Source organism: Dissulfurirhabdus thermomarina (assembly GCF_012979235.1).
GTDB lineage: Bacteria > Desulfobacterota > Dissulfuribacteria > Dissulfuribacterales > Dissulfurirhabdaceae > Dissulfurirhabdus > Dissulfurirhabdus thermomarina.
Genome location: NZ_JAATWC010000001.1, coordinates 562,379 through 581,207, shown reverse-complemented (window position 1 = coordinate 581,207; position 18,829 = coordinate 562,379). Strand labels below are relative to the sequence as shown.

Annotated in this window: 14 protein-coding genes and 1 tRNA gene; 8 read left to right on the top strand and 7 right to left on the bottom strand. The window is 71.2% G+C overall.

What is annotated here, in order from left to right:
• Positions 1 to 177: 177 nt before the first annotated feature.
• The gene (locus HCU62_RS02815; RefSeq protein ID WP_163298628.1) at positions 178 to 1,014 is read right to left on the bottom strand and encodes a TorF family putative porin; all 837 of its coding nucleotides are present in this window, start codon (positions 1,012 to 1,014) and stop codon (positions 178 to 180) included.
• 591 nt (positions 1,015 to 1,605) lie between these two features.
• On the opposite strand from HCU62_RS02815, the gene modA reads away from it, so the two are divergent.
• From modA to HCU62_RS12480, 4 genes are read left to right on the top strand one after another with little or no spacing between them, the layout of a single operon-like run.
• Positions 1,606 to 2,382 carry a molybdate ABC transporter substrate-binding protein gene (gene modA / locus HCU62_RS02810; protein WP_163298629.1) on the top strand — a complete coding sequence of 259 codons (777 nt, stop codon included), beginning with the start codon at positions 1,606 to 1,608 and terminating at the stop codon, positions 2,380 to 2,382.
• A complete protein-coding gene (gene modB, locus HCU62_RS02805; protein WP_163298630.1) occupies positions 2,379 to 3,050 on the top strand; it encodes a molybdate ABC transporter permease subunit in 672 nt (223 codons plus the stop codon). The genes modA and modB overlap by 4 nt, the downstream gene beginning before the upstream one ends.
• Complete coding sequence (locus HCU62_RS02800) at positions 3,047 to 3,838, top strand: ATP-binding cassette domain-containing protein (RefSeq protein ID WP_163298631.1); 792 nt, start codon at positions 3,047 to 3,049, stop codon at positions 3,836 to 3,838. The genes modB and HCU62_RS02800 overlap by 4 nt, the downstream gene beginning before the upstream one ends.
• Positions 3,839 to 3,850: 12 nt before the next feature.
• Positions 3,851 to 4,855, top strand: coding sequence for a radical SAM protein (locus tag HCU62_RS12480; RefSeq protein ID WP_181448350.1), 1,005 nt, complete (start codon positions 3,851 to 3,853; stop codon positions 4,853 to 4,855).
• Positions 4,856 to 4,914: 59 nt separating this feature from the next.
• Here HCU62_RS12480 and lon read toward each other — a convergent pair whose 3' ends face one another.
• The 5 genes from lon to HCU62_RS02770 all read right to left on the bottom strand — a co-directional run bounded on the left by lon (position 4,915) and on the right by HCU62_RS02770 (position 10,842).
• Positions 4,915 to 7,332: an endopeptidase La gene (lon, locus tag HCU62_RS02790; protein WP_163298256.1), complete on the bottom strand. Its 2,418-nt coding sequence runs from the start codon at positions 7,330 to 7,332 to the stop codon at positions 4,915 to 4,917.
• Between the two features lie 87 nt (positions 7,333 to 7,419).
• Entirely contained in the window at positions 7,420 to 8,679 is a 1,260-nt protein-coding gene (gene clpX, locus HCU62_RS02785; protein WP_163298257.1) for an ATP-dependent Clp protease ATP-binding subunit ClpX, read from the bottom strand.
• Entirely contained in the window at positions 8,679 to 9,284 is a 606-nt protein-coding gene (clpP, locus tag HCU62_RS02780; protein ID WP_163298258.1) for an ATP-dependent Clp endopeptidase proteolytic subunit ClpP, read from the bottom strand. The genes clpX and clpP overlap by 1 nt, the downstream gene beginning before the upstream one ends.
• A 71-nt stretch (positions 9,285 to 9,355) precedes the next feature.
• Complete coding sequence (gene tig, locus HCU62_RS02775) at positions 9,356 to 10,657, bottom strand: trigger factor (protein WP_163298259.1); 1,302 nt, start codon at positions 10,655 to 10,657, stop codon at positions 9,356 to 9,358.
• A 100-nt stretch (positions 10,658 to 10,757) separates the two neighbouring features.
• Positions 10,758 to 10,842 (bottom strand) — tRNA-Leu (locus HCU62_RS02770).
• Positions 10,843 to 11,102: 260 nt separating this feature from the next.
• On the opposite strand from HCU62_RS02770, the gene HCU62_RS02765 reads away from it, so the two are divergent.
• From HCU62_RS02765 to HCU62_RS02750, 4 genes are all read left to right on the top strand, one after another.
• On the top strand, positions 11,103 to 13,070 hold the full coding sequence (locus HCU62_RS02765; protein WP_163298260.1) for a bifunctional aldolase/short-chain dehydrogenase: 1,968 nt from the start codon (positions 11,103 to 11,105) through the stop codon (positions 13,068 to 13,070).
• Positions 13,071 to 13,143: 73 nt separating this feature from the next.
• Positions 13,144 to 14,421, top strand: a complete 1,278-nt coding sequence (locus HCU62_RS02760) for a sensor histidine kinase (RefSeq protein ID WP_163298261.1) — start codon at positions 13,144 to 13,146, stop codon at positions 14,419 to 14,421.
• A gap of 110 nt (positions 14,422 to 14,531) precedes the next feature.
• A complete protein-coding gene (locus tag HCU62_RS12475; RefSeq protein WP_163298262.1) occupies positions 14,532 to 17,261 on the top strand; it encodes a PAS domain S-box protein in 2,730 nt (909 codons plus the stop codon).
• The gene (locus HCU62_RS02750; protein WP_163298263.1) at positions 17,258 to 18,538 is read left to right on the top strand and encodes an NAD(P)/FAD-dependent oxidoreductase; all 1,281 of its coding nucleotides are present in this window, start codon (positions 17,258 to 17,260) and stop codon (positions 18,536 to 18,538) included. Before HCU62_RS12475 ends, HCU62_RS02750 begins: the two co-directional genes overlap by 4 nt.
• Here HCU62_RS02750 and HCU62_RS02745 read toward each other — a convergent pair.
• Positions 18,496 to 18,828: a ferredoxin-thioredoxin reductase catalytic domain-containing protein gene (locus HCU62_RS02745; RefSeq protein WP_163298268.1), complete on the bottom strand. Its 333-nt coding sequence runs from the start codon at positions 18,826 to 18,828 to the stop codon at positions 18,496 to 18,498. The genes HCU62_RS02750 and HCU62_RS02745 overlap by 43 nt on opposite strands.
• Position 18,829 lies beyond the last annotated feature (1 nt).

The window sequence follows — 18,829 nt, the reverse complement described above, 5'->3', positions numbered from 1 at the left end:
AGCAGATCCTGCTTGATCTATTCCGAACGGTCCAAGGGCGTACACTTTACTGAACGTGGCCCTTTCCAGGGCCAAAATTCACACAGAGGCGACTTTCTGCGACGCCATCAAAAACGAATGGGGGGCCGGTGCAAACCGGCCCCCCGCGGGCATCCCGAAAGGGTCGCGCCCCCCGGCCTAGAACCGCATCACGGCCCCGATGCCTCCGTAGACGTAGGAGGCGCTGTCGGTGGTCACGCTGAGGCCGGCATCCCGGATGAGGGACTCGGCGTCGCTCGAGAGCGGGAAGGACCAGAACACCTCCGGCCGCACGGTGACATATTCCGTGACCGGGATCGAGAGGGCGGCCGAGACGCGGCCGTCGTCGAAGTCGTTGAACTTGCCGTGGATGACGCCGTGGTCGTCGATCTCGGGAAACTCGTCACGATCGTTGGAGATGAGGTAGGCGGCCCGGGCCCCCAGTTCGAGGCTCATCCCGTGGGCCAAGGCGAAGTCCTGGGAGACTTCGAGGGCGATGTACCAGCTCGGCTTGTGGGCCACCTCGCGGTAGGCGGTCAGCGTGGGGGCCAGGGGAAGATCGGGCAGGGCCAGCTTGGCGAAGAACTCCTCGGCATCGTCGATGGCGGGGTCATCGAAGGCATAGTAGATGAAACCGCCGGTCACCTCCACGGGGCCGAAGGCGTGGGAATAGGCAAGGGTGGCCTCCGTCTCGGTCCAGCTGTTCAGGTGGTTTCCCGCCGCGGCCGAATCCCGGTTGGTATCCACGTTGCCCCAGAGCTCGGCCTCGAACCCCATGTAGTCCACGGAGATCGCGGGCTGGATCACCACGCTGTCCTCCGAGAGCGCGAAGCCCCGGAAGATGTACTGGCTGAGGACATCCACGGAGAGCGCTGCGGCAGGCTTCTCTTCCGCCGCCAAGGCCGAGGCGGCCATCGTGAACCCGCAGAGGGCCCCAACCGCCAGGACCAAAACCCGTACCACCATCTTGCATCTTGCACCGTCATGTCGCTTCATCGTCATTCCTCCTTCTCCTTTTTTCTCCATCGCTGCAGGTCATGCCAAAGGCCGCCTCCCCGCCCGCCGGAGACGATCCCGCGGCGATCCTCATCCGGCGGATGAACGGCCAAAAGCTATATAAATCGAACGGCGCCACACGGGCAACTTATTAATTTTTCAAAATAAATTAAGATGCTAACAAATTTGGGGCGAATCCCCGAGCGGGCGCCCAACGGCCACCGAACGCAAGTCGCCGAAAGTACACAAGGAGGGAAATACTTTCCTCATACCCTGAGAAAAATGACAATTTTGATGGCGTCGCAAAAAGTCGCGGCTGCCGTGCTGCTTCGGATGTCCTCGTCTCATTGCGACGCACCTGAGCACGCAGCATTCCACGACATCCTCGCGCCTTGCATCCTTGATGCTTTCCCGGGGCGAACGCGCGGCCCCCGGCGCACGCGACACGTCCCCGGGGGAGGCGAAGCGACCCCGGGAGGCACCCGCCGGGGCAAGGGGATCGCGGCGCCCCCCCTGCCGCGGGCCCCGGCCCGCTCCGCGGTCCGCCCCGGCGCTTGCGTGCCGCCGGGCCCCGGCTTAAATTCGGGCATCATGGACCGCCGGACCGCCATCTGCGCCCTCCTCGCCCTGGGCCTCTCGGTGTCCGCCGCCGGGCGGGCCGCGGCGGCCGAGTTCGTGGTGGCCGCGGCGGCCAGCCTCTCCGATGCCTTCCGCGCCGAGGCCCGGGCCTTCGAGGCCGCCCACCCCGGGGACCGGGTGGTGCTGGATCTCGCCTCCTCCGGCACCCTGTACGTCCAGATCGAGCAGGGGGCCCCGGTTGACGTCTACGCCTCGGCCTCCCATCGCTACATGGACCGCCTGGAGCGGGCGGGCCGCCTCCTGCCCGGAACCCGGGCCGACTTCGCCGCCAACCGGATCGTGCTGGTGGTCCCCGCCGGCGCCTCCCGCGTCGCAACGCCGCGGGATCTCCTCCGGCCGGAGGTCCGGCGCGTGGCCGTGGGTGATCCCGCCCACGTCCCGGCCGGGCGCTACGCCCGGGAGGCCCTGGAGGGGCTCGGGCTCTGGCCCCGGCTCCAGGGCCGGCTGGTCCTCGGGGTCTCGGTCCGCCAGGTCCGGGACTACGTCGCCCGGGGCGAGGTGGACGCGGGCGTGGTCTTCGCCACCGACGCCCGGGTTCCGGGCCTCCGGGTGGTCCACGTCTTCGCGGACGGGCTCCACGCCCCCATCCGCTACCCCGCGGCGGTCCTGAAAGACGCGGCCCACCCCGCCGCCGGGCGCGCCTTCGTGGCCTTCCTCCGCTCCGGCGAGGGCCGGGCCATCCTCGAACGATTCGGCTTCGGCGCCGTCCCCGGGGAGCCCCGGCCGTGAACGAGGCGGTCCTCTTCCCCGTCCGGCTCTCCCTCCAGGTGGCCGCCACGGCCACGGCCGTCCTGGTGGCGGTCACGGTCCCCCTGGCCTATGCCTTCGCCCGGGGCCGCTTTCCGGGCCGCCGCCTCCTCGAGGTGCTCTTCTCGCTCCCCCTGGTGCTGCCGCCCACGGTCCTCGGCTACTACCTGGTGGCGCTGGTGGGACGCCGGGGCCTGGTGGGCCGCTGGCTCTACGAGACCACGGGATGGACGCCGGTCTTTTCGTGGTGGGGGGCCGTGCTCGCCTCCGCGGTGGTGGCCTTCCCGCTCCTCTTCCACACGGCGGTCGCCGCCATCGCCGCCGTGGACCCCCGGCTCGAGCAAGCGGCCTTCACCCTGGGCCACTCCCGGTGGCGCACCTTCTGGCGGGTCACCCTGCCGCTCGCCCGCCGGGGGCTCCTGGCCGGGGTGGTGCTCGCCTTCGCCCGGGCCATGGGGGAATTCGGCGCCACCCTCATGGTGGCCGGCAACATCCCCGGCCGGACCACCACCATGCCCGTGGCCATCTACAACGCCTTCATCTCCGGCCGGATGGCCACGGCAGGGACGTTGGTCCTGATCCACACCGGGGTGGCCCTCTTCTTCCTGTGGCTGGTCCGGGGCGCCCGGGGGTCGGAGGCGCCGGCATGATCCTGGACGTCCATCTGGAGAAGAACCTCGGCGCCTTCCGCCTCGAGGCCGCCTTCCAGGCCCGCTCCCGCCGCCTCGTCATCTGGGGGGCCTCCGGCGCCGGGAAGAGCCTCACCCTCCAGATGATCGCCGGCCTCCTCCGCCCGGACACGGGCCACGTCCGCGTCCGCAAAACGGTGCTCTTCGACGCGCGCCGGGGCATCGACCTCCCCCCGCAGCACCGGCGGGTCGGCCTCGTCTTCCAGGACTACGCCCTCTTCCCCCACCTCACGGTGGCCGAGAACCTGGCCTTCGGGATCCCCGCCGGGGCCGACCGCGACGAGATGGTCCGCGCCGCCGCCCGCCGGCTCGAACTCGAACCGCTGCTCCGGCTCCGCCCCGGCCAGCTCTCCGGCGGCCAGCGCCAGCGGGTGGCCCTGGGCCGGGCGCTCCTCGCCCGCCCCCGGCTCCTCCTCCTGGACGAGCCCTTCAGCGCCCTGGACGCCGGGCTCCGGGAACGCCTCCGGGAGGGCTTCTCCCGACTGGCCGCCGACCTCGACCTCCCCCTCGTCCTCGTGACCCACGACCCGGAAGACGTCCGCGCCGTGGGAGAAGAGGTGGCCGTCTTCCGGTCGGGACGGTGCCTCGGCTGCCGCCCGGTCCCGCCCGGGATTCGGGAGGGCGGCTCCGCCCGCACCCGGGACCCCCTCTGGCGCTACCTCGAGGGCCTGGACCGGGAGGCGGACACGGGCGAGAAGGTGATCCCCCTGGAAGGCCGCCGCCCCCGCTCCCGGGGCCGGGCCCCCTGACCCGCCCCCCCCGTGCACGCCGCCGCTCCTTCGCGCCGCCCAGGCTATCTGCGGCTCATCGAGACGGGAGAGTTCGACCGCCGGGTCCGGGCCCTCGAGGCCCGGTCGGACCCCTGCCGGCTCTGTCCCAGGGCGTGCGGGGCCCGCCGGGGCCGGGGCGAGACCGGGTTCTGCCGCACCGGCCGCCTCGCCCCGGTGGCGGCCTGGTGCCGGCACCGGGGCGAGGAACCCTGCCTCAGCGGTCGAGGGGGCTCGGGGACGGTCTTCTTCGCCCGGTGCACCCTGGCCTGCGCCTATTGCCAGAACCACCGGATCAGCCAGGAATGGCCGGCGGGGAGGGGGGAGATGGACGCCCCGGCCCTGGCGGAGGTCTATCTGGAGCTCGAACGGCAGGGGGCCCACAACCTGAACTGGGTGAGCGCGACCCACGTCCTGCCCGTGGCGGTGGCGGCCCTCGGGATTGCGGCCCGCCGCGGCCTCCGCCTGCCGGTGGTCCTGAACTCCGGCGGCTATGAGGCGGTGGCGACGCTCCGTCTCCTCGAGGGCATCGTGGACGTCTACCTGCCGGACTTCAAGTACTGGGACCCGGCGACCGCCCGCCGCCTCTCCGGGGCCCGGGACTACCCGGCGGCCGCCCGGGCCGCCGTGGGCGAGATGTGGCGCCAGGCCGGGCCGCTCGAAGTGGACGCCGACGGCCTCGCCGCCCGTGGCCTCCTGGTGCGCCACCTGGTCCTGCCCGGGGATCTTTCGGGCACCGCGGAGGTACTCGGTTGGATCGGCCGGGAACTCGGCCCGGCGGCCGCCGTGAGCCTCATGGCCCAGTACTTTCCCGCCCACCGGGCCGCCGCCCGACCGCCCCTCCACCGGCCCCTCCGGCCCGGGGAATACCGCCGGGCCCTGGCCGCCCTGGAGGCCGTCGGCCTCACGGAGGGCTACGTCCAGGAGCTCGAGGCCCGGGACCACTACCGCCCAGACTTCGACCGGGCGGGACACCCCTTCGAGGGTCCCGACGCCTGAGCTGGACGCAAAAAGGCCGCCGGGGGGCCGGCGGCCTGATCGCCTCGAATCTGGCGCGCTCAGTGGGGGGCGTGGACCTCCGCCGCCTCCGGCCGCTGGAAGCAGTCGGGGGCCTCGGCGGGCCCGAGCCCGGTGAAGAGGCTGTCCGGGTCTTCCATGTCGAGGGCGCGCCGGAGCACCTCGTCCATGTGCTCCACCCGCTCGATGGCGAGGGAACGGGCCAGCTTGGGCGGGATCTCCTTGAGGTCCCGCTCGTTCTCCTCGGGGATCAGGACGGTCTCCACCCCGCTCCGCCGGGCGGCGAGCAGCTTCTCCTTCAGACCCCCGATGGGCAGCACCCGGCCCCGGAGCGTGATCTCGCCCGTCATGGCCACGTCGTTTCGGACCGGGATCCGGAGCAGGGCCGAGACGATGGCGGTGGCGATGGTGATGCCCGCCGAGGGGCCGTCCTTCGGGATGGCCCCCTCCGGGACGTGCACGTGGATGTCCACCTTCTGGTAGAAATCCCAGGGCAGCCCGAACTGGTGGGCCCGGGACCGGACGTAGCTCATGGCGGCCCGGACCGACTCCTGCATGACGTCGCCGAGCTTGCCGGTGATGGTGAGCCGGCCCTTGCCGGGCATGACGGCGGCCTCGATCTCCAGGATGGCCCCGCCCGTCTCCGTCCAGGCCAGGCCCGTCACCACGCCGATCTCGGACTTCTCTTCCTTCTTCTTCTGGCGGTACTTGGGGACCCCCAGGTGCCGGTTCAGGGAGGCCTGGTTCACCTTGACGACCCGGTCGCCCTCCGAGTCCTTGGCCACCTCCCGGGCCACCTTGCGGCAGATGGTGGCCAGGGCCCGCTCGAGACTCCGCACCCCCGCCTCCCGGGTGTAGGAACGGATGATCTCCAGGATGGCCCCGTCGCTCACCTGCATCCGGTCGGGGGTGAGCCCGTGGGCCTCGATCTGCCGGGGGAGGAGGAAACCCTTGGCGATCTCGAGCTTCTCCTCCTCGGTGTAGCCCTCGAGCTCGATGATCTCCATCCGGTCCTGGAGGGGCAGGGGGATGGTGTGGAGCGCGTTGGCCGTGGTGATGAAGAGCACCTCGGAGAGGTCGTAGTCCAGGTCGAGGTAGTGGTCGTTGAAGGTGGCGTTCTGCTCCGGGTCCAGGACCTCGAGCAGGGCGGCCGCCGGGTCGCCCCGGAAGTCCATGCTCATCTTGTCCACCTCGTCGAGGCAGAAGACCGGGTTCTTGGTCCCCGCCCGCCGGAGGGACTGAATGATCTTGCCGGGAAGCGCCCCGATGTAGGTCCGCCGGTGACCCCGGATCTCGGCCTCGTCCCGGACGCCGCCCAGGGACAGCCGCACGAAGTTCCGCCCCAGGGCCCGAGCCACGGAACGGGCCAGGGAGGTCTTGCCCACGCCCGGCGGCCCCACCAGGCAGAGGATGGGGCCCTTCATCTTCTTGACGAGGGTCTGGACGGCGAGGTAGTCGAGGATGCGCTCCTTGGGCTTCTCCAGGCCGTAGTGGTCCTCGTTGAGGATCCGCTCGGCCTCGGCGATGTCGTTCTTGTCGCGGGTGCGCTCCAGCCAGGGCAGAGAGAGGATCCAGTCGATGTAGTTGCGGACCACCGTGGCCTCGGCGGACATGGGGGCCATCATCTTGAGCTTCTTGAACTCCTGGCGCACCTTGGCGGCGGCCTCGCGGGGGAGGCGCTTGCGCTTGATCCGCCGCTCGAGCTCGATGAGCTCGCTCTGGCCCTCGTCCTTCTGGCCCATCTCCTTCTGGATGGCCCGCATCTGCTCGTTGAGGTAGTAATCGCGCTGGTTCTTCTCCATCTGCTTCTTGACGCGCTCCTTGATCCGCTGCTCGGTCTGGGCGACCTGGATCTCGGTGCGCATCAGGGTGAGGAGCCGTTCCAGCCGGCGCCCGGCGTGTACCTGCTCGAGCAGCGACTGCTTGTCGTGCACCTTGAGCGGGATGTGCGCGGCGATGGTGTCGCTGAGCCGGGCCGGGTCATCGATGGAAGAGATGGAGAGCGCCACCTCGGAGGGGATCTTCTTGTTGAGCTTGACGTACTCCTCGAAGGCCCCGATGGTCACCCGCATCACGGCCTCGATCTCGGGGCCGGTGCCGGGCACCTCCACCAGGGGCGCCACGTCCACCAGGAAGAAGCGCTCCCCGCTCCGGTAGGCGGTGATCCGGGCCCGGCGCTTGCCCTCGATCAGGACCTTCACCGTCCCGTCCGGGAGGCGCAGGAGCTGCAGGATGGTCCCCAGGGTCCCCACCCGGTGGATGTCGGCCTCGCGGGGATCGTCCACCTTGGCGTCCCGCTGGGTCGCCAGGAAGATCTCCTCGTCGGCGGCCATGGCGTGCTCGATGGCCTGGACGGACTTCTCCCGGCCCACGAAGAGCGGCGCCACCATGTGCGGGAAGAGCACGATGTCCCGGAGGGGCAGGAGGGGAACGGTGAGGGTTTCCGAGTGTTTCGTCATGAAGTACCGCGTGTTTCAAGGGCTCGCCAGCCGCGATCTCGGGATCCGCCGGGGATCGATTCTACATTAAGGCCCCCCGCGGGGCTTTCAAGAGGCCTGGGCCTCCTTCACCTCGTCCAGGAGGATGGGCTCGGCCTGGCGGAGGATCACCTCCTCGCTGATCACGCATTCCCGGATGCCTTCCCGGGAGGGGATGTCGTACATGACGTTCAGCATGGCCTTCTCGAGGATGGAGCGGAGCCCGCGGGCCCCGGTCTTGCGCTTGATGGCCTCCCGGGCCAGGGCCCGGACGGCGCCCTCGGTGAAGTGGAGCTCCACGTTGTCCATCTCGAAGAGCTTCTGGAACTGCTTGAGGAGGGCGTTTCTCGGCTCGCGCAGGATCCGGACGAGGGCCTCCTCGTCCAGCTCCTCCAGGGTGGCGTAGACCGGCAGCCGCCCCACGAACTCGGGGATGAGCCCGTACTTGATGAAGTCCTCCGGTTCCACCTGGCGCAGGACCTCGCCGAGGCTCAGGTCGCGGGCCCCCTGGACGTCGGCCCCGAAACCGATGGTGTACTTGCCGAGCCGGCTCCGGATGATGTCCTCGAGGCCCACGAAGGCCCCGCCGCAGATGAAGAGGATGTTGGAGGTGTCGATCTTGACGAAGTCCTGCTGCGGGTGCTTTCGGCCCCCCTTGGGGGGGACGTTGGCCACCGTGCCCTCGATGATCTTGAGCAGGGCCTGCTGGACCCCCTCGCCGGAGACGTCCCGGGTGATGGAGGGGCTGTCGGCCTTGCGGGCGATCTTGTCGATCTCGTCGATGTAGACGATCCCCCGGCTGGCCAGCTCCACGTCGTAGTCCGCCGCCTGGAGGAGGTTCAGAATGATGTTCTCGACGTCCTCGCCGACGTAGCCGGCCTCGGTGAGGGTGGTGGCGTCGGCCAGGGTGAAGGGCACGTTGAGCACCTTGGCGAGGGTCTGGGCCAGGAGGGTCTTGCCGCTCCCGGTGGGACCCACGAGCAGGATGTTGCTCTTCTGGAGCTCCACGTCGCCCAGGTCCACCCGGCTGTCGATCCGCTTGTAGTGGTTGTGCACGGCCACGGAGAGGATCTTCTTGGCCTCCTCCTGGCCGATCACGTATTCGTCGAGCAGGGCCTTGATCTCGGCGGGCTTCAGGATCTGCGGGCCGCCGGTCTCCCGCTCCCCGGTCCGGTCGTACTCCTCCGCGATGATGTCGTTGCAGAGCTCGATGCACTCGTCGCAGATGTAGACGTTGGGACCGGCGATGAGCTTGCGGACCTCTTCCTGCCCCTTCCCGCAGAAGGAACAATGCAGGTCGCTGTGGCTTTCCACGTCCTTCTTCGCCATCAGGCTTCCTCCTGGCTCTCGGACGGCCGCTGGACGATCACCTCGTCCACCAGGCCGTAGGCCTTCGCCTCTTCGCCGCCCATGAAGAAATCCCGCTCCGTGTCCTGCTGGATGCGCTCGATGGGCTGGCCGGTGTGACGAGAGAGGATCTCGTTCAGCCGCTCCCGAAGGCGCAGGATCTCCCGGGCCTGGATGTCCACGTCGGTGGCCTGCCCCTGGAAACCGCCCATGGGCTGATGGATGAGGATCCGGGCGTTGGGCAGGGTGTAACGCTTGCCGGGGGCGCCCGCCGCCAAAAGCAACGCACCCATGCTGGCCGCCTGGCCCAGGCACAGGGTGCTGACGTCGGGCTTGATGTACTGCATGGTATCGTAGATGGCCAGCCCCGCCGTCACCAGCCCCCCTGGGGAGTTGATGTACAGGGTGATGTCCCGCCCCGGATCCTCGGCCTCGAGGAACAAGAGCTGGGCGATGACCAGGTTGGCCACCTCGTCGTCCACCGGCGACCCCAGGAAGATGATCCGTTCCTTGAGCAGCCGGGAGTAGATATCGTAGGCCCGTTCACCCCTCGGGCTCTGCTCTATTACCATAGGTATCAACGGCATGTCTGCAACTCCCTGCCGGCCGGCCGGCTCGTCCCGTTATGAAGCAAGATCGATGCCCGGACCGCGCCGGTCTAGCCGCCGGCCGCCGCCTCGGCGGCCCCGGCCCGGCGGATCACCGCGTGCTCCAGGAGGAAATCCACGGTCTTCTTGGCCCGGAGCTTCGGCAGCACGTGCCGCGCCACCGCCGAGGCCACCTGGTCGGGGGGCATTCCGAGCTCGGCGGCGGTCCCCTCGACGTGCCCCGAGACCTCCTCCCGGGACAGGGTGATGTTCTCCGCCTCGGCGATCCGGTCCAGGATCATCTCGGCCTTCACCTGGCGCTCGGCGTCCCCGCGCATCTTCTCCCGGAGCCGGTTCTCGGAGAGCCCGGCCCGCTCGAGATCCAGCCCGCGCTCCTGGAGATGCCCGGCGACGTTGTCCACCATCTGGGTCACCTTCTCTTCCACGAGCCGCCCCGGCACCGGGAAGTCCACCCGCTCGCACAGGATGTCCAAGAGCTGGCGCCGCAGGCTCGACCGGGCGGCCTCCTGCTTGTCGTGGGCCAGCTGCGCCCGGAGGCGCTCGCGGAGGTCCTCCAGGGTCTCGAAGCCGACGCCGAGGCCCCGGGCGAACTCGTCGTCGAGCTCGGGCAGCACCCGCTGCTTGATCTCCTTGAGGCGCACCCGGTAGCGGACGGTCTTGCCGGCCAGCTTCTCGTTGACGGCGTCCTCCGGGTAGGTGACCTCGATCTCCTTTTCGGCATCCCGGCGCATCCCCACCAATCCCGCCTCGAAGTCGGGGTTGAAGTGGTGGGAACCCACCTCGAGGTAGGCGTTCTCCTCCGTCAGCCCCTCGACGGGCTGCCCGTCAACGAACCCCTCGTAGTCGAGGATGACCAGGTCGCCGGTCTCCACGGGCCGGTCCTCCGCCACCGTCTCCACGGTGGCGTAGTGGGTGCGAAGGGCCTCGAGCTGCTCCTGCATCTCCTCTTCCGTGACCTCGGTCTCGGGTTCCTCCAGCTCGATCCCCTTGTACTCGGGCACGTCGAACTCCGGCCAGAGATCCAGGCGGGCGGAGTAGGTGAAGGGCCGGTGGGCCCGTACCTCGGAGGCGCCGTCCAGGACCGGCTGGAGCACCAGCACCAGCTTCGCCTCGTCCAGCGCCTTGGGAAGCGTCCGCTGGACGAGCCGTTCGATGACCTGATCCTGGATCTCGGCCCCGTAGTGCCGTTCCAAGACGCTGCGCGGCGCCTTTCCCTTTCGAAACCCCTTGATGGAAACCTGGCGGTTGAGCCGGCGGAAGGCCCGGTCCAGCTCGGCGTCCACCTCTTCGGCCGGAACTTCCACCGACACCCGTTTCTCCACGGGGCTGATGTCCTCGAAGGTCACTTTCATCGATTCCCTGCTCACCTTTTCCTGGGATTTCTCGGGAGGCGGGACGGCCGCCGGCGGCCCGGTCCACCCGCCCGGGGTGGGCCCCCGCCCCGCCGGTGCCTGGTGCGAGAGGCGAGAGTCGAACTCGCACGGCCGGGGCCGCTGGATCCTAAATCCAGTGCGTCTACCAATTCCGCCACTCTCGCACTTTCGAAGTGTTGCAATCTAATCGAGCGAAAAATCGAAGTCAAGCAAGGGCCCGGGCGGATCGGAGCGGGGAAATGCCTGGTTTTTCTCTTTGGCGTCAAGGAGTTACACTCAACGGCGCCCGCGGCGCGCCGCCCGGTTGATGCGCCCCGCCGCCATCCGGTAGACTGCCGGCGCGGTGACCCGCCGGCGGGCGGGCGCCGCCATACCCCGCCGGGCCGGCGCGCACCGCCGGGCCCGGGCCCGACAGGAGCCTGCCATGCGCAACCTCTGGGACGACCGCGAGGCCCGGGGCTTCGAGGGCGACCTCGGTCTCCGGGTCTACACCTCACGTCTCCTCGGCCGCGACGCGAGCCTCGTCCTCCACGGCGGGGGCAACACCTCGGTCAAGATCCGGGAGACCACCCTCTACGGGGAGGACGACATCCTCTACGTCAAGGGATCGGGGTGGGACCTGGCCACCATCGAGCCGGCGGGCTTCGCACCGGTCCGCCTCTCGCGGCTCCTCCACCTGGCGGGCCTCGAGCGCCTCTCCGACCCGGAGATGGTGAACGAGCTCCGGACCGCCCTCACCCGGGCGGACGCCCCCACGCCCTCCATCGAGGCCATCCTCCACGCCCTGCTCCCCTTCAGGTACGTGGACCACACCCACGCCGACGCGGTGGTCACCCTCACCAACACCGCGGACGGCGAGCGCCGGGTCCGGGACCTCTACGGGGACCTCGTGGTGGTGATCCCCTACGTGATGCCGGGCTTCGACCTCGCCCGGGCCTGCGCCGAGCGTTTCCCCGGGGAGCGCACCCCGCGCACCATCGGCATGGTCCTCATGAACCACGGGGTCTTCAGCTTCGGCGAAACGGCCAAGGAGGCCTACGACCGCATGATCCGCCTGGTGGAGATGGCCGATGCCGAGCTCGAGACCCGGGGGGCCCGGGTGACCACCGCCCCGGCCGAGGCCCCGCCGCCCTTCCCGCGGCTTGAGGCGGCGCGGCTCCGGCGCGCGGTCTCCGAAGCGGCCGGGGTCCCCTTCCTCCTCCACTTCGACCGGAGCCCGCGCACCTTCGCCTTCGTCACCCGGCCGGACCTGGACGTGATCGCCCGTGAGGGCCCCGCCACCCCCGACCACGTGATCCGGACCAAGCGGCTCCCCCTCCTCGGCCGCGACGTGGCGGCCTACGCCCGGGCCTACCGGGCCGAGTTCGAGGCCCTTTCGGCCTCGGCCCGGGCCCCGGTCACCATGCTCGACCCCGCCCCCAGGGTCGTCCTGGACCCGGAGCTCGGCATGGCCGCCGCCGGCCGGAGCGCCCGGGAGGCCGGGATCGTGGCCGACATCTACCGCCACACCATGGACGTCATCGAGCGGGCGACCTGCCTCGGCGGGTACCGGGCGCTCCCCCCCGAGGCCATCTTCGCCGTGGAGTACTGGGACCTCGAGCAGGCCAAGCTCCGGCGGGCCGGCCCGCCGCCCGTCTTCGCCGGCGAGACGGCCCTGGTGACGGGCGCGGCCTCGGGGATCGGGGCGGCCTGCGTCGAGGCTCTCCTCCGCCGGGGGGCCGCCGTGGTGGGCCTCGACGTGGACCCCTCTGTGGCGGACCGCCACGACGCCCCCGCCTACCTGGGCCTCGCCTGTGACATCACCGACCCGGCGGCCCTCGAGGCGGCGCTGGATGCCGCCTGCGAGCGCTTCGGCGGCGTGGACATGCTGGTGCTCAACGCCGGCGTCTTCCCCCGGAGCCGACCCATCGCCGAACTCGAGGGAACGGAATGGCGCCGCGTCCTCCGTGTGAACCTCGACGCCAACCTCGACCTCCTGCGCCTCTGCCATCCCCTCCTCGCCCTCGCGCCCGGCGGCGGCCGGGTGGTGGCCATCGGCTCGAAGAACGTCCCCGCCCCCGGGCCGGGCGCCGCGGCCTACTCCGCCTCCAAGGCCGCCCTCACCCAGCTGGCCCGGGTGGCGGCCCTGGAATGGGGGGCGGAGGGAATCCGGGTCAACGTCATCCACCCCGACGCCGTCTTCGACACCGGCATCTGGACCGAGGAGGTCCTCCGGTCGCGCGCCGAGGCCTACGGACTCAGCGTGGCCGAGTACAAGCGGAAGAACATCCTCCGGGCCGAGGTCTCCCGGACCCACGTGGCGGAGATGGCCGCCGAGATGCTCGGCCCCCTCTTCGCCCGGACCACCGGGGCCCAGGTCCCCGTGGATGGCGGAAACGACCGCGTGATCTGACCCGCCGCCGGGCCGTGCTATAATATGCCTGTCTCCGCTGCCCCGCCGGGCAGGGATGGAGGGAGGTGCCGGCATGTCCCAGCGGCCGTCCAGCCGCGAGGCCCGGTTACTCCGGGAACGGCTCCGGGAGCTCGAGGCCCTCGGCGCCATGGGCGCCCGGATCGCCTCGAGCCGCGGCCTCGAGGAGGTGGCCGAGGCCGCCCTCGAGGCCGCGGCCCGGGCGGCGGCCCCCGACCTCGCCCTGTTCTTCGTACGGGAGGATGACCGCCTCCGCCTGCTCCGCACCCGCCCCGACGCCCCGGAGCAGGCGGCACAGGAACCCGACCTCCGCCTCGGCGAATGCCTCTGCGGCCTGGCCGCCGGCGATGGGCCGGTCTTCTCGGGCGACATCCACGCCGACCCCCGGTGCACCCTCGAAGCCTGCAAGCTGGCCGGGTACAAGGCCTTCGTCGCCCTCCCCCTCACGGGCCGGTCGGCCTGCGTGGGGGTCCTCGGCCTCGCCTGGCGCCGGCCGCGGTCCTTCGACGAAAGCGCCCCCTTCTACGACATCCTCGGCCGCCAGGCCGGGTTCGGGCTCCAGAACGCCCAGCTCGTCGAACGCCTGCGCCACTACGCCGCGGACCTCGAGGCCGAGGTGACCCGGCGGACCGCCGAGATCCGGGCCGCCAACGAAGACCTCGAGGCCTTCGCCGACTCCGTCTCCCACGACCTCAGGGCCCCCCTCCGGGCCATCCAGGGCTTCGCCCGCGCCCTGGCGGACGACCAGGGCCCCCGCCTCGACGCCACCGGCCGGGACTACCTCGACCGCATCCTCCAGGCCTCGGCCCGGATGGAAGGCCTCATCCACGGCCTCCTCTCCTATGCCCGCCTGCGCCGGGCCAAGCTGCCGACCGGCCCCGTCCCCCTGGAGGCCGTGGTGGCGGAGGTCCTGGAGCTCGCGGCCCCCGCCGCCCGGGCCGGCGGCGGCGAGCTGACCGCGGAGGGTTCCTTCCCCGTGGTCCGCGGCCACCGGGAGACCCTGCTCCTCGCCCTCTCGAACCTTGTGGACAACGCCCTCAAGTTCACCGCCCCCGGGGTGGCCCCGAGGGTCCGGATCCGCTGCGACGCCGCCCCGGACGGCCGGGTCCGGATCACCGTGACCGACAACGGAATCGGCGTCCCGCCGGAGGCGCGGGACCGGATCTTCCGGCCCTTCGAGCGCCTCCACGGCCGCGAGACCTACCCGGGCACGGGGATCGGCCTCGCCCTGGTCCGCCGCGCCGCCGAGCGGATGGACGGCGCGACGGGGGTGGCGCCGGCCGAGGGCGGCGGCAGCGCCTTTTGGCTGGAAATCCCCCTGGCCGAGGGATAAAAAAGAAAGGAACGAGCGGAGACCACCGGTACGACGAACCGACCCCCGGATCGCCCGAAGACGAGGGACCACGGCTGAAAGGGCCTGGAAACGGACCCGGATCCACCGAGATGACGAAAAAGACGAAGGATCCCACCGCCCGCGCCGCCCCCGCGGAGCCGGCACCCCGCATCCTCCTGGTGGACGACGACCCGGACGACCGGGAGCTGGTCACCCGGGAACTCCGGAAGGAATTCCCGGGCGTCGAGGTCCGCCAGGCCTCGGATCCCGGCGCCCTCGACGCCGGGATCGCCGCCGGCGACCTCGACCTCGTCATCACGGACTACCAGCTCCACTGGACCACGGGGCTGGACGTCCTCCGGTCGGTCCGGCGCCGCCTGCCCGACGTCCCGGTCCTCATGTTCACAGGGACGGGCAACGAGGAGGTGGCCGTGGCCGCCATGAAGGCGGGGCTCGACGACTACATCCTGAAGTCCCCGAAACACTTCGTGCGCCTGGCGGCCGCCGCCCGGTCCGCCCTCGACAAGGCCGCGGCCAAGCAGGCCCGTCGGAGGGCCGAGCGGCGCTACCAGGCCCTCTTCCAGAACCTCCCCGTGGGCCTCTTCCGATGCGACGCAGACGGCCGTTTCACCGACGTCAACCGGGCCCTGGTCCGCATCCTCGGCGCCCCGGCGCCCGGCACCCTGGTGGGCCGCCGGCTCCCGGACCTCTTCCTGGACCCCGAGGTCTACCCGCTCTGGATCAAGGCCCTCCTCGATGGCGAGGCCGAGACCGCCCTCGAGACCCGGCTCCGCGCCCTCGACGGGCGCATCCTGTGGGCCGAGCTCCACGCCGCGCCCGTCCGGGCGGAAGAAGGGGACGCCCTCGATCACCTGGAGGGCACCCTGGAGGACGTCACCGAGCGCCGGGAGACCGCCGAGGCCCTCAAGGAACGCGAGGAACTCTTCCGGGACCTCTTCGAGAACGCCAGCGACCTCATCCAGAGCGTGGCCCCGGACGGCACCTTCCTCTTCGTCAACCGCAGTTGGAAGGAGGTCCTGGGCTACACCGACGAGGACCTCGAGACCCTGAAGCTCCAGGACATCATCGACCCGGCCTGCCGGGAGGCCTGTCTCCGCCACATCCAGGAGGCCCTGGAAGGCAAGGCGATGCCCCACGTGGAGACCATCTTCCGGGCCAAGGACGGGCGGGCGGTGCATCTCGAGGGGAGCTGCAACTCGAAGTACGTGGAGGGCCGCCCCGTCTCCACCCGCGGGATCTTCCGGGACGTCACCCACCGGAAGGCGGCGGAGGCGGCCCTGGCCCGGCTGCTCCGCCGCCACGAGCTCATCCTGAACTCCGCCGGGGAAGGCATCATCGGCGTGGACGCCGGTGGATCGGTCACCTTCGCCAACACCGCCGCCGCCGCCCTCCTGGGGGCGGGCGATCCCGCGGCGCTGACGGGGCGCGACGTCGACGAGTTCTGGCTGGCCGGGGAGGCTGGAGGGCCCGGAAACCCGGTGCGGGTGACCCTGGCGCAGGGCCGCCCGCACCGGGCGGAGGACGCCGGGCTCCGCCGGCTGGACGGCTCGCCGCTGCCGGTGGAATACCGGGCCACCCCCATCCTCGAGGACGGCGAGGTCACCGGCGCGGTGCTCACCTTCTCGGACATCTCCGAGCGAAAACGCGCCTGGCAGGAGCGGGAACGGATGCAGGCCCAGCTCCTCCACGCCCAGAAGATGGAGGCCATCGGCACCCTGGCCGGGGGGGTGGCCCACGACTTCAACAACCTCCTGACGGCCATCCAGGGCTACACGGACCTGGCGCTGCTCAAGATCCCGGAGGAGGACCCCGTCCACGCGGACCTCCGCTACATCCACCGGGCGGCGGTCCGGGCGGGCAACCTCGTGCGCCAGCTCCTCCTCTTCAGCCGGCGCCAGCCCATGGAGTTCACCTCCATCGACCTCAACGCCACCATCCGGGACCTCCTGAAGATGCTCACCCGGCTCATCGGGGAGGACATCACCGTGGAGACCGACCTCGAGCCCGCCCCCTGGCCCGTCCGGGGCGACGCCGCCAACGTCGACCAGGTGATCATGAACCTCGCGGTCAACGCCCGCGACGCCATGCCGGAGGGCGGGGTCCTCACCCTCCGGACCCGCAACGTCCGGGTCGAGGACCCACCCGAGGCCGCCCCCGGGCGCCGGGGGCGCTTCGTGGCCCTCACGGTGGCGGACACCGGCCTCGGCATGGACGCCGAGACCCTCTCCCACGTCTTCGAGCCCTTCTTCACCACCAAGGAGGCGGGACGGGGCACCGGGCTCGGTCTCTCGGTGGTCTACGGGATCGTCCAGGAACACGGCGGCTGGATCGACGTCCGGAGCGAACCCGGGCGCGGGACCGCCTTCACCGTCTACTTCCCGGCCGCCGCGACGGCCGCCGGCCCGGAGGACCGGCCCCGGGCCGACCTCGGCGGGCTCAGGGGGCGGGGGGAACGCATCCTCCTGGTGGAAGACGAGGCGTCGGTGCGGGACTTCGCCGCCATGGCCCTCGCCGGAAACGGCTACGAGGTGACCGCCGCGGCCTCCGGGGCGGAGGCCCGGGAGTGTTTCGAGTCGGCCGGCGGCGGGTTCGACCTCCTCCTGAGCGACGTGGTCCTCCCCGACGCCACGGGGCTGGACCTCGTCCGGGACCTCGCGGCCCGGGCGCCCGGCATGAAGGTGCTCCTCACCAGCGGCTACACCGACCAGAAGGCCCAGTGGCGCCACATCCGCGAGGCGGCCGTCCCCTTCCTCCAGAAGCCCTTCACCCTGGAGGCCCTCCTCGCCGCGGTGAAGAACGCCCTGGGAGGAACGCCGTGAGCCGGGTGGTCATCGTGGGGGCGGGCTTCGCTGGGCTCTGGGCCGCTCGCACCCTGGCCGCGGCCGGAGCCGACGCGACCCTGGTGGACCGCAACAACTACCACACCTTCCTCCCGTTGCTCTACCAGGTGGCCGCCGCGGAGGTGGAGCCCGAACACATCGCCTACCCGGCCCGGGGCATCTTCCGCCGCCGGCGCGGGATCCGGTTCGTGATGGCGGAGGTCCGGGGGGCGGACCTCGACCGGCGGGTTCTCTTCACCGACGGCCCGGCCCTGGCCTACGACCACCTGCTCCTGGCCCCGGGGAGCGTCCCCCGGTTCCACGGGATCCCCGGCGCCGACGCGCATTGCTTCCAGCTCAAGGAGCTCGAGCAGGGAATCGAACTCCGCAACCACATCCTCACCTGCTTCGAGCGGGCCGCGGTGACCCCGGAGGCAAAGACCCGAACGCGGCTGCTCACCTTCGTGATCATCGGGGGCGGGCCCACGGGGGTGGAATATGCCGGGGCCCTGGCGGAGCTCGTGCGGGGGCCCCTGGCCAAGGACTTCCCCGACCTCGACCCCGGAGCGGCGCGGGTGGTGCTCCTCGAAGCCACGGACGGGCTCCTGCCCGGCTACCCGGAAAAACTGGGCCGGTACGCGGCCCGGCGCCTGCGGCGCATCGGGGTCGAGGTCCGCCTCGGCGCCGCGGTCACCCGGGTGGACCCCGACGGCATCGAGCTTGCCGGCGCCCCCCGGCTCGCCACCGAGACGGTGGTCTGGAGCGCCGGCGTCCGGGGGCATCCCCTGGCCGGGGCCCTCGGCCTCCCGGTCACGCCGGACGGGCGGGTGGAGGTCCTCCCGACGCTCCAGGTGCCGGGACGGCTGGAGGTCTTCGTGGCGGGGGACCTCTGCGGTTGGAAGGGGCCGGACGGGCGGCCGCTCCCGCTCGTGGCACCGGCGGCGGTACAACAGGGACGGGCCGCCGCGGCGAACATCCTCCGGCTGGCCCGGGGAGAGACGCCGGTCCCCTTCCGCTACCGGGACAAGGGCGCCATGGCCGTGGTGGGGCGGGGGGCGGCGGTGGTCCGGATCGGCCGATGGGCCATCGCCGGCCTGCCGGCCTGGCTCCTCTGGCTCTTCGTGCACATCCTCTACCTCGTGGGCTTCCGGAACCGGCTGGCGGTGCTCCTCGACTGGACCCAGGACTACCTCTTCCTGGACCGGGCGGTACGGCTCATCCTCCCGCGCCGGCCTCAGGCCGAAAAGCGCTCGGGCGGGCGCCGCTCCGGAACGTAGACCCGGGGGACCCGTTCCTCGTTCCACTCCCGCGAGACGTAGAGCCCGCAGTAACAGCTCCCGTATTCCCGGACGTCGGCCTCCCGGTAGGCGCAGGGGCAGATGATGTCGGCGTCCCGGTCCCGGTCGCCGGAGGCCAGCCGGCAGGGACATGACATGTACCCGTAGCGGTCGACGTTCACCAGGAGGCCCTCGAGCAGCTCCAGGGTCCGGGCCTCGTCCCGGTTGAAGAAGTAGCCCTGGGGCTCCTGGAGACGGCGGAGGCGTTCGCGGAGGTCGCGGGGGTCCATC